We start from the raw sequence: 10,776 nt of genomic DNA on the forward strand, positions 1-10,776 counted from the left end.
ACGATAGGGGTTTGGGAATGCAGCGGCTTTTTCGGTCGATCTGGTGGCTTGTCGTGGCCGGAACCCTTGCTCTCAGTCCCGCGCATGCGGCTGACCGCAACATCACGCTGCTGCCCGGCACGGATCTCCCCGGTTTCGATTATTCGGTGCTGAAGGATGTCGATGTCGACGCCTGCTCGGCCGCCTGTACCGACGACAAGATCTGCCGCGCCTTCACCTATAACGAGAAGGCCAACTGGTGCTTCCTCAAGGGGGATGTCGGCCCCGAGACGGCGTTCAAGGGCGCCACGTCCGGCCGCGTCGATTTCACCCCGCCGCTGGCCGAGAACGTCGAGGCGCGGCTGAGCGAGCTGCCGTTCCCGGCGCAGGATCTGGTCGATTCCGCCCGCTACATGGCGACCAACCTGCCGCAGACCGATCCGCCGCCGCCGGATGTCGCCTATGCCGACCTGGTGGCCGCCGGTGACGAAGCCTCGGCGCAGTCGAACCCCTCGGCTGCGATGGTGTCCTATCGCCAGGCGCTGGCGATCAACAAGAACGATCCCTCGGTCTGGCTGAAGCTTGCGGCGCAGGCCGAGGCCCGCGCGGTGATCGAGGCGGCAGCCGGCAACGGCGTCTACGATCTCGCGGTCAACTCGTCCTATGCGGCGATGAACGCACTGATGCTGGCCGAAACCGTCGCCGAACGCGCCGACGCACTGGGCGCGCTCGCCGTGTCGCTGTCGCGCCGCGAAATGTGGCGCGAGACCATTGCCACCTACCGCGCCAGCCTCAAGCTGGTCGACAACGCGACGCTCGAGGCGGCGCTGGAAAAGGCGGTCGCCGAGCATGGCTTCCGCGTCACCTCCAACCAGGTCGATGCCGAAGCCGCCAACCCGCGCATCTGCGCGGTGTTCTCGGATTCGCTGCCCTCGGGCGACACCGATCTCTCGAGTTACGTCGTGGTCGATAACGCGCCGACCGTGGCGGTCGAGACCGAGCAGAGCCAGATCTGCATCACCGGCGTCGAGCATGGCCGGCGCTACCACATCAAGCTGCGCGCCGGACTGCCCTCGGCCAATGGCGAAGAGCTGCGCGCCGATGTCGAGCTCGACCTGTTTGTGCCGGATCGCGCGCCGTTCGTCGGCTTTGCCAACAATGCCTATGTGATGCCCGCCGGGCTCGGCGGTGGCCTGCCGATCACTTCGGTGAACGCCAAGACCGCCGACGTGGTGATCTACCGGATCGGCGATCGATCGATCGCCACCGCGGTGCGCAACGGGGTGTTCCAGCGCACGCTCGATGGCTATTCGGCCGAAGACGTCGCCAATTCGACCGGCGAGAAGACCTGGGAAGGTCAGGTCGACCTGGCGCAGGGCGCGCCCAATGCCATGACGGTGACTGCCATTCCGGTCGCTGAGATCGTCAAGGAGTTGCAGCCGGGCGCCTATGTGGTGACCGCCAAGGTCAATGGCGTGCAGCAGGAGTATTGGCGCGAAGTCGCGACGCAGTGGTTCATCGTCACTGACCTGGGGCTGACCACAGTGACCGGCGACGATGGCGTCCATGCGTTCGTCCGCTCGCTGACCAGCGCGCAGCCGGTGGCCAATGCCAAGGTGCGGCTGGTCGCGGTCAACAACGAGATCCTCGGCGAAGCGGTGACCGATGCCGATGGCCGGGCCGATTTCGCGCCGGGCCTGTCACGCGGCGAAGGCGGCCGGGCGCCGCAGCTGATCACCACCGAGACCGATGGCGGGGATTATGCGTTCCTCGACGTCTCCAAGGCGGCGTTCGATCTCACCGATCGCGGCGTCGAGGGCCGGCCGTCGCCGGGGCCGCTCGACCTGTTCGCCACCACCGAGCGCGGCGTCTATCGCCCGGGCGAGACGGTGTTCCTCACCGCGATCCTGCGCGACGTGAAGGCCAAGGCGGTGACCGACCTGCCGCTGACGCTGGAAGTGCAGCGTCCGGATGGGGTGATCTCGAGCACCGAACTGGTGAATGACGCCGGCGCCGGCGGCTATTTCAGCGCCGTGACGCTCGACCCCGAAGCCATGCGCGGCTCGTGGACGATGCGGCTCTATGCCGACCCCAAGGCCGAAGCCCTGACCAATGTCGGATTCCTGGTCGAGGATTTCGAGCCGGAACGGCTGGCCTTCGAAATCAGCGCCGCCGATCAACCGATCAAGACCGGCGAAGTGACGCCGGTCGAAGTGACCGCCAAGTATCTCTATGGCGCCACCGCGCCCGACCTCGCGGTCGAGGCTGATGCGGTGCTGCGGCCGGTAACGTCGCTGCCGGCTTACCCCGGCTATACGTTCGGCCGCCTCGACGACACGTTCGAGACTTCGCGTGAGCCGCTCGGCGTTGTCGGCACCACCGACGAAGCCGGCAATGTCACCGCCGAAGTCACCGTCAGCGCGCCGCAGGCGACGACGCGGCCGCTGGAAGCGCAGTTGATCCTGCGCCTCGTCGACAGCAATGGCCGCGCCATCGAGCGCAGCCTCACCCGGCCGGTGCTGGCCGATGGCAACCGCATCGGGCTGAAGCCGCAGTTTGCCGATGCCAGCGGGCTGGCCGAGGGCAGCAACGCCACCTTCGACGTGATCGCGGTGGCGCCCGATGGCGCAACCGTCGACCAGGCCGGCCTCGAATGGTCGCTGTCGCGGGTCGAGACCACCTACCAGTGGTACCGCAACAGCGGCACCTGGAAGTGGGAAGCCATCACCACGACGCGCGAAGTTGCCAATGGCACCGTCGATGCGCTCGCCTCCGGCCCGGTCGCCATCGGCGCGGCCGTGAGCTGGGGTCAGTACCGGCTCGAAGTGTCGAGCACCGGTGAAGGCGCCACCTCCTCGAGTTACGAGTTCTATGCCGGCTACTACTATCCGGAAGCGGGCTCCGACACGCCGGATACGCTGTCCGTGGCGCTCGACAAGCCGGCCTACCGGAAGGGCGAGACGGCCAACCTGAAGCTCGATCCGCAGTTCGCCGGCACCGCGCTGGTGATGGTGGTCGACGATCGCATCATCGCCATGAAGGCGGTCGAGGTGCCGGAAGGCGGCACCACCGTGCCGCTCGAAGTCACCGATGACTGGGGCCCGGGCGCTTATGTGACGGCGATGCTCTATCGTCCGGCCAGCGCTGAGGCCAAGCGCATGCCGGCGCGCGCGCTCGGCCTCGCTTTCGCCGACGTCGAGCCGGGCGACCTGAAGCTTGATTTGAGCCTCGATGCGCCGAAGGAGGCGCTGCCGCGCCAGGCCTTCACCACCACGGTGAAGCTTGCCAATGTCAAAGCGGGTGACAAGGCCTATGTCGCGGTTGCGGCAGTGGACCTCGGCATCCTCAACCTCACCAAGTTCCAGGTGCCGGATCCGGATGGCTGGTTCTTCGGCCAGCGCCAGCTCGGTGTCGAGGTGCGTGATCTCTATGGCCAGCTGATCGACCCGATGCAGGGCACGCCCGGCGCGTTCCGCACCGGTGGTGACGAGGGCGCCTCGCGCTTCGGCACGCCGCCGGCGACCACCGTGCTGGTGGCGCTGCACTCGGGCATCGTCGAAGTTGGGCCTGATGGTACCGCGACGATCAGCTTCGACATGCCGGATTTCAATGGCACGGTGCGACTGATGGCGATGGCGTGGAGCGCCGGCGCCGTGGGCCATGGCTCCGCCGACGTGATCGTGCGCGATCCGGTGGTGGTTAACCTGAGCCCGCCGCGGTTCCTGCGTCTCGACGATACGTCGCGGCTTTTGGTCGAGGTCAACAACGTCGCCGGCCAGCCGGGCACCTACAAGGTGGCGCTGGAAACCGGTACCGGGCTCTCGACCGATGCTGCCGAAACCAATGTCGAGTTGCCGACGGGCGAGCGCACCGCGCTCAACCTCAGCCTCACCGGCACTGAGATCGGCGACCAGACGCTCAAGGTGATTGTCACCGCGCCGGATGGAACAACGCAGACCAAGGAGCTGACGCTCGGGGTCCGTGCCGCCAGCGCTCCGGTGACCACCAGCCAGCTGATTCCGCTGGAAGTGGGCGCGGCGACGACGCTCGATAAGAGCTTGTTCGCCGACATGGTGCCGCATACCGGGGAACTGACGCTCGCAGTCGGGCCGATTGCCCGCCTCGATGTGCCGGGCCTCCTGATGCAGCTCGATCGCTATCCATATGGCTGTGCCGAGCAGACCTCGAGCCGGGCCCTGCCGCTGCTCTATCTCAACGAAGTCGCCTCGATGATTGGTCTGGGCGATGACGAAGCGATTACCCAGCGGGTCAAGGACGCGATCAAGAACCTGCTCGCCAAGCAGACCTCCAGCGGCGGTTTCGGCCTCTGGGGACCGTATGATGGCACCGACCTGTGGCTCGACTCCTACGTCACCGAGTTCCTGCTCCGCGCCAAGGCGGAAGGCTACGCGGTGCCGGACCTGGCGATGACCCGGGCGCTCGATAACCTCGGCAACCAGGTGTCCTACGCCACCGACTTCACCGTCGGCGGAGAGGACGTGGCCTTCGCGCTCTACGATCTGGCGCGCGCCGGCCGGGCCGCCATCGGCGACCTGCGGTACTATCTCGAGGCGCGCCTCAGCGCCTTCGGCTCGCCGTTGGCCAAGGCCCAGCTCGGCGCCGCGCTCGCCCTCTATGGCGACCGGACCCGTGCGGCGACGGCCTTCCAGGCGGCCGTCGAGGACCTTAGGGCACGTGAGGACCGGGCGAAGTACCGCAACGACTATGGCAGCCAGCTGCGCGATACGGCCGGAGTGCTTGCACTCGCCGCCGAGTTCACGCCGTCGGGTGTCGATATCGCGGCACTGACGAGCAAGCTCGCGACGCTGCGCGACCAGGCCCGCTGGACCTCCACCCAGGAGGATGCGTGGACCCTGGTGGCCGCCGCGGCGCTGGCTCGCGAGGCGGGCGATGGTTCGGTGACGATCAATGGCGATCCGCTCACCGGCACCGTCTATCGCCGCTACGACCAGGAGGCGTTCGACAGCGAGGCGGTCGAGATCGTCAACAATGGAAACCGGCCGACCGAGATGAAGGTGACCGTCACCGCCATCCCGGCGACCCCGCCGGCGGCGAGCTCGAGCGGTTTCACCATCCAGCGGGATTACTACCTGCCGAATGGCGAGCCGGCCGACCTCAGCAACGTCCACCAGAACGATCGCTTCGTGGTGGTGCTGACCACGCAGCCGACCCAGCTCGGTTCGGGCCAGTATGTGGTGGCCGATCCGCTACCGGCCGGGTTCGAGATCGAGAACCCCGACCTGCTGCAGGGCTCGGGCGTCGCCGACCTCAGCTGGCTCACCGTCGATACGCCGGCGCATGTTGAATCGCGGACCGACCAGTTCGTCGCCGCATTCAGGTTCACGTCGGCCGCGAGTAGTGTGACCACCGCCTACATGGTGCGTGCCGTCTCTCCGGGCAGCTTCGTGATGCCGGGCGCTACGGTCGAGGACATGTACCGGCCGGAGCTGCGCGGCAATACCGACGCGGGCCAGATCGAGGTCAGCGCGACCGGGCCATGAGCACCGCCGCGCACAAACAGCAGCCCCGGCGCTTCCGCGCGCCGGGGCTCTTTACTGCGACGCTGATCGTCCTGGCGGGCGTGGCGCTGGTCGGCAGCCAGTATGGGCTCGCCGTGCTGCGCGATATTCGCGCCACGCTGCCGCCCGCTCCGGTGGTGTCGGCGGTGCCGGTTTCGACCGCGGTGGTCGACAATGCCGGGCTGCTGCTCCGGCCGTTCACCACGGCCAATGGGCGCTGGCGCCTGCCGGTGACGATCGAAGAGGTCGACCGGCGCTTCATCGACATGCTGCTGGCCTATGAGGACCAGCATTTCAACGAGCATCACGGCATCGACTGGCCCTCGATGCTGCGGGCCGCGGTGCAATATGCCGGGGCAGGGCGGATCGTGTCGGGCGGCTCGACCCTCACCATGCAGGTGGCACGGCTGATCGGCGGCGAGCCGACGCGCAACATTGCCGGGAAGCTCCGCCAGATGGTGCATGCCGATGCGCTGGAGCAGAGCCTCAGCAAAGACGAAATCCTGACGCTCTACCTGACCCTTGCCCCCTATGGCGGCAATATCGAGGGCATCCGCGCCGCGAGTCTTGCCTATTTCGGCAAGGAGCCGGGCCGGCTGACCACGGCGGAATGTGCGCTGCTGGTGGCATTGCCGCAATCGCCCGAGGCGCGGCGGCCGGACCGCGACATCGAAGTGGCGCGGGCGGCGCGCAACCTGGTGCTCGACCGCATGGTGGGGGCCAAGGTGATCAGCGCCGAGGAAGCGGAAGCGGCCAAGCTCGAGCCGATGCCGAAGGTCAGGCGCGATTTCCCGATGTATGCGGCGCATCTCGCCGAGGCGGCGGTGAAGGCGCATCCGAACGCCCGCAAGATCGAACTCACCATCGAGCGGAAGCTGCAGGCCAAGCTCGAGCGGCTCGGCGCCGATCGCGCGGCGCAGCTCGGCTCAAAGCTGTCGGTGGCGATCGTCGTCGCCGACCAGCAGACCGGCAATATCCTCGCTTCGGTCGGCTCGGCCGGGCTCTTCAATGCCGATAGCGACGGCTATGTCGATATGACCGAGGCGGTGCGCTCGCCCGGCTCGACCTTGAAGCCGTTGATCTACGGGCTGGCGTTCGAACTGGGGATGGCGCATCCCGAGAGCCTGATCGAGGACCGGCCGACGGCCTTCAACGGCTATGTACCGGTCAATTTCGACGGCTTCAACCGTGGCACGGTGTCGATCCGCCAAGCGCTGACGGAGTCGCTGAACATTCCCGCCGTGGTGGTGCTCGACGCGGTCGGGCCGGCGCGGCTGGTGGCGCGGATCAAGCGGGCGCACGCGGCAGCGCGGCTGCCGGCCGATACGGCGCCGAGCCTGGCGGTCGGTCTCGGCGGCGTCGGTGTCACGCTGCGCGACCTGGTTTCGATCTATGCGGCGATCGGCCGGGGCGGCACGCCGGTGGTGCTGCGCGATGGGGTAAAGCCGGTGGCCGAGGAAACCGAGACGCCGGCGCCGGTGCTCGATCCTATCGCCGCCTGGTATGTCGGCAACATTCTCGCCGACGTGCCGCCGCCGCTCAACGGTTCGGCCGGGCGCATCGCCTACAAGACCGGCACCTCCTACGGCTATCGCGATGCCTGGGCCATCGGCTTTGACGGCAAGACGGTGATCGGGGTGTGGGTCGGCCGGCCGGATAATTCGCAGATCCCCGGTATTACCGGCATCGGCGCCGCGGCCCCGATCCTGTTCGAGAGCTTTGACCGGCTGGCCGAAAAGACCGTGCCGCTGCGCGATGCGCCGCCGGGGACGATTTTTGCCTCCAACTCCGAATTGCCGCTGCCGCTGCGCCGCTTCCGCCATCCCGACGAGCAGAAGGTGAAGCGCGATGCGGCGCCGCAGATCGCCTATCCGAGCGACGGCGTCGACGTCGATCTGGGCCTCGCCTCGGGCAACGAGGCGCCGCTGATCGTCAAGGTGCGCAACGGCGTGCCGCCCTTCACCTTCTTCGCCAACGGCGCCCCCTTCGGCCGCTCCGCCTTCGCCCGGCAGAACAGCTGGCGCCCGGATGGCCCGGGCTTCGTGACGCTGTCGGTGGTGGATGCCGAGGGTCGCTCGGATACGGTGAAGGTGTTCCTGGATTAGGGGGTGGAGTGGCAGTTGGGCCTCGCCCTCCTGCACAGAGGGCCGGGGTGAGTGCGCGGGACCGACGGAGAGCCGGACGCAGCGGCGGCCGGTTAGGGTGCATTCGCCGCCAATTAGATAAGACTGCGGCCGATAGGCTTCATCAAAACGGAACAGCGCCGCCTCGATACTGCGCGGGCCTCACTTAGCCGCTCGGCATTCCAATTCGCCGGGCGGCTCCATTTCGCAAGCGCCCGGCGCTGCAGTGAGAACTCCCCATAGACAGGCTTGTGCCAAAACCGATCCGGTTCGAGCGCCCGTCCGCGCCAAGGGGGCAGTGCCGCCGCCTTCCGAGCGGTCCCGACGTGACCGGTTGCGATCTAAGTATTCAGCAGAAATGACGAAAGCTGGAAAGACTAAGGAAGGACATGTGTGCCAAATCGCACGAATGTTGTGCGGTCGCGGACGGAATATGGACTGTTGTTGACCGATGGCCGTTGGTGCGAATAGTCTCGATCTCCAGTGTCGAGACGACATTGGCCTCACTGCTGGCCGCGCACAATGCAGGCGCATAGGCGAAGCCTCCCAGCAATAGCTGCTGCAGGCGCCTCAGGGCTGGCGCCGTGTGGATCGAGAGCGGTCCGCGGCCGTTGCCCGGCGCGCCTGATCCCCTTTCCCCCGCCGCAGAAGCGGCAACAAAGGTGCAGGATTCCGTGTCCGCTGGATCAGTGGACATTGGGGAGCGCCACGAGGCCAGATGCGAATGGAGGCTCCCTCCCCATCTTCCATTGGCGGCCGCCCCGTGGCGCTCGTTCCCGCAGGCGACCGTCACCACCGGTAATCCTCATCCTTGCGAACTCCGGCGATCCCGGCGCCGTGTACGTCATAGTACAGAAACATAAAGCTTAGGTCGACGATCTGTGGTTGTCGTAATTGTGATGTGGAGTTCGCAAGCGTACGGTGACCTCCGAAAATTGATTGAAGAGCATCTAGAAGTGAGTCTTGTTGATTCTGACTTTCATTAATACTTGCATATAACATCGAGGCTGTCGGGCGGAGGTGAGACGTGAGGCCTTGGCTGCGTTCGGTTCGACCAACGGCACAATGTTCCAGGTGGCTCCCCCATCGCTGACTCGCGAGCCCCCAAGGCCACCACAGACCGATGCAACCCGCGGTCGGAACGGCAAGCGGTCGATCGACCATCCGGGTGGAGGCCCTGCCGTCCGGATGGTCGCCCCTCCAGCCGTGGCCCGGCGTTCTGCGCCAAGGCTGTGACAGTCCACACCCGAGCTTGGAGACACGTTCGGGCGCACGGCGTTCGCTGGGCGGGAAAGGAACTCGGAAGTGACCTCTATCGTGAAGATGATGGTTCTCGCCGGGATCGTGTTGCTGACCATCGGGGCCCTGACGGTGCCGGTACTGGCCCGGGAGCAACCTCGGCTCTGCCTGTCGGCGATACCGCGCGCCGGCGATGGTATGACGATCCGGCCGGCGCTCGACCGCTACGTCCTAGCACGCGGCCAGGGCGAGCTGCTGCACCTCGCCGACTAGAGCGCTTTCGGGAAAGTTGTGAGACGTTTCTGGGGCAACTGGGCGGCGTCATGTCGCCGGTCGGGCGGTTGAGTCTGATGTTGGACGGCGGAGTTCGGCGCTGCGCCTCAGATGCGGCGGTTTCGCTCGATGTCGGGGCGAGCGTAGTGGCGGAACGCACTCAGCGTTAGCGAACGGTAAAGGCCGCGCCGCCAAGAAACCCGCTGCAACATGGGAGTTGCTGCGGCTCACCCAAAGAAAGCGGCATTTCCCCCGTTATTTCGACGGCGCGAAACGATACATGATGGCTGTCCGCATTTCTGTCGCAATTCATTCCTCAGTCTCCGCTTGACGTATCGTTGCCGAGTCCGGAGCCGATCGACCTGAATGTTGCCTTGATCACCTGCCGTGCGTGATGTAGCGTCGTAGTGCGTCGGTAGTATCCATGGTGCGTCTGTACGAATTCGTACAGTTAGATGAAAGTATTTGGTAGAGTTTCTGGCCTATTGCAGGAAACCCCTGCTGCTACCATTGAGGCACATCGCCGAGCAACAACCCGTTTCCAGGGATCGGCGAGCAACCGGCGGCAGAAGCCGCCAGCGCACTGACCGCTGCCTAGCGAGGGCAGCCGCGGCGCAAGAGGGAATCTGCGGGGGGCGCAGTTTCACCTGACATTGGTGTTTTTGGCATGAGCAGTTGCCCATGACCATTTGTTGCGGCGTGTTGCGCCGGCCCTGAATAGGGAAACAACTGGCGGGGCGCTGTGCAAAGCAGGAGCGCAGGCGTTTGTCCTTTCTGTCATCGCGGTTCGAGAATGGCCTGCTGTCGCGACTGTCCGTTGAGGACCTGGCGCTGCTGGGGCCAATGGAGCGGGTCGATCTCGCGCCGCAGAACGCACTCGAAGTGGCCAACCGCAGCGTCGAGTCGATCTACTTCATCGAGCGCGGCTTCGCCTCGGTGGTGGCCGACGATGCCGATGGCGGCATCATCGAGGTGGGCTTGATCGGGCCGGAGGGCATGACTGGCCTCGCGGTGGTGCATGGGGTCGAGAAGACCCCGTTCAGCACCGTGGTGCAGGGTGGCGGCAGCGCGGTGCGCGTCGACCCCGAGCACCTGCGCGCGGCGCTGGCTGACAGCCCGTCGCTGCATCAGCTGTTCATGCGTTACGCGCAGGCCTTCGCGGTGCAGGTGGCCTCGACCGCCTCGGCCAATGGGCGGCTGCTGCTGGAGCAGCGGGTGGCGCGCTGGCTGCTGATGGTGGGCGACCGGCTGGGCGAGTCGTTCCAGATCACGCACGAGTTCCTGTCGGTGATGCTGGCGGTGCGCCGTGCCGGGGTGACCCGGGCCCTGCAGGACCTCGAGGCCCGCGGCCTGATCCGCACCATGCGCGGCGTGGTGGCGATCATCGATCGCGCCGGCCTCGCCGAGTTCACCAACGGCGCCTACGGCCTTGCGGAAAAGGAATATGCCAACCTCCTGGGGCCGGAGAGCGAGCCGGAGCTGGTTGAGCCGCGGGAGCCCAAGCACTATCGCAAGGTGAGCTATTAGGGTGCTCCTCGTTTGGGGAAATCGTGGAGAGCCCATCGGAATGCGATGCGCCATCGTCAGCGGTCTTGCGTCCCCTCGCCCCTCTGGGGAGAGGG

The 10,776-nt window shown here is 66.4% G+C and carries 5 protein-coding genes; 4 read left to right on the forward strand and 1 reads right to left on the reverse strand.

Translation table 11 applies throughout. From position 1 onward, the window contains the following. The first annotated feature begins 17 nt into the window (after positions 1-17). Together ASC68_RS06945 and pbpC are read left to right on the forward strand one after the other, a co-directional pair. Positions 18-5,501: an alpha-2-macroglobulin family protein gene (locus ASC68_RS06945; RefSeq protein ID WP_055876913.1), complete on the forward strand. Its 5,484-nt coding sequence runs from the start codon at positions 18-20 to the stop codon at positions 5,499-5,501. Continuing rightward, on the forward strand, positions 5,498-7,624 hold the full coding sequence (pbpC, locus tag ASC68_RS06950) for a penicillin-binding protein 1C (protein ID WP_082527976.1): 2,127 nt from the start codon (positions 5,498-5,500) through the stop codon (positions 7,622-7,624). The genes ASC68_RS06945 and pbpC overlap by 4 nt, the downstream gene beginning before the upstream one ends. Positions 7,625-7,991: 367 nt before the next feature. Here the strand turns inward: pbpC and ASC68_RS28600 are convergent, their stop codons facing one another. After that, positions 7,992-8,339 carry a hypothetical protein gene (locus tag ASC68_RS28600; RefSeq protein WP_156387272.1) on the reverse strand — a complete coding sequence of 116 codons (348 nt, stop codon included), beginning with the start codon at positions 8,337-8,339 and terminating at the stop codon, positions 7,992-7,994. Between the two features lie 608 nt (positions 8,340-8,947). Between ASC68_RS28600 and ASC68_RS06955 the strand changes: the two genes are divergently transcribed. Further along, a complete protein-coding gene (locus tag ASC68_RS06955) occupies positions 8,948-9,154 on the forward strand; it encodes a hypothetical protein (RefSeq protein ID WP_055876916.1) in 207 nt (68 codons plus the stop codon). A gap of 765 nt (positions 9,155-9,919) precedes the next feature. After that, a complete protein-coding gene (locus ASC68_RS06960) occupies positions 9,920-10,681 on the forward strand; it encodes a Crp/Fnr family transcriptional regulator (protein ID WP_055876919.1) in 762 nt (253 codons plus the stop codon). Positions 10,682-10,776: the final 95 nt, after the last annotated feature.

Origin of the sequence: Devosia sp. Root105 (genome assembly GCF_001424865.1) — a bacterium.
In the GTDB taxonomy this organism is placed as follows: domain Bacteria; phylum Pseudomonadota; class Alphaproteobacteria; order Rhizobiales; family Devosiaceae; genus Devosia_A.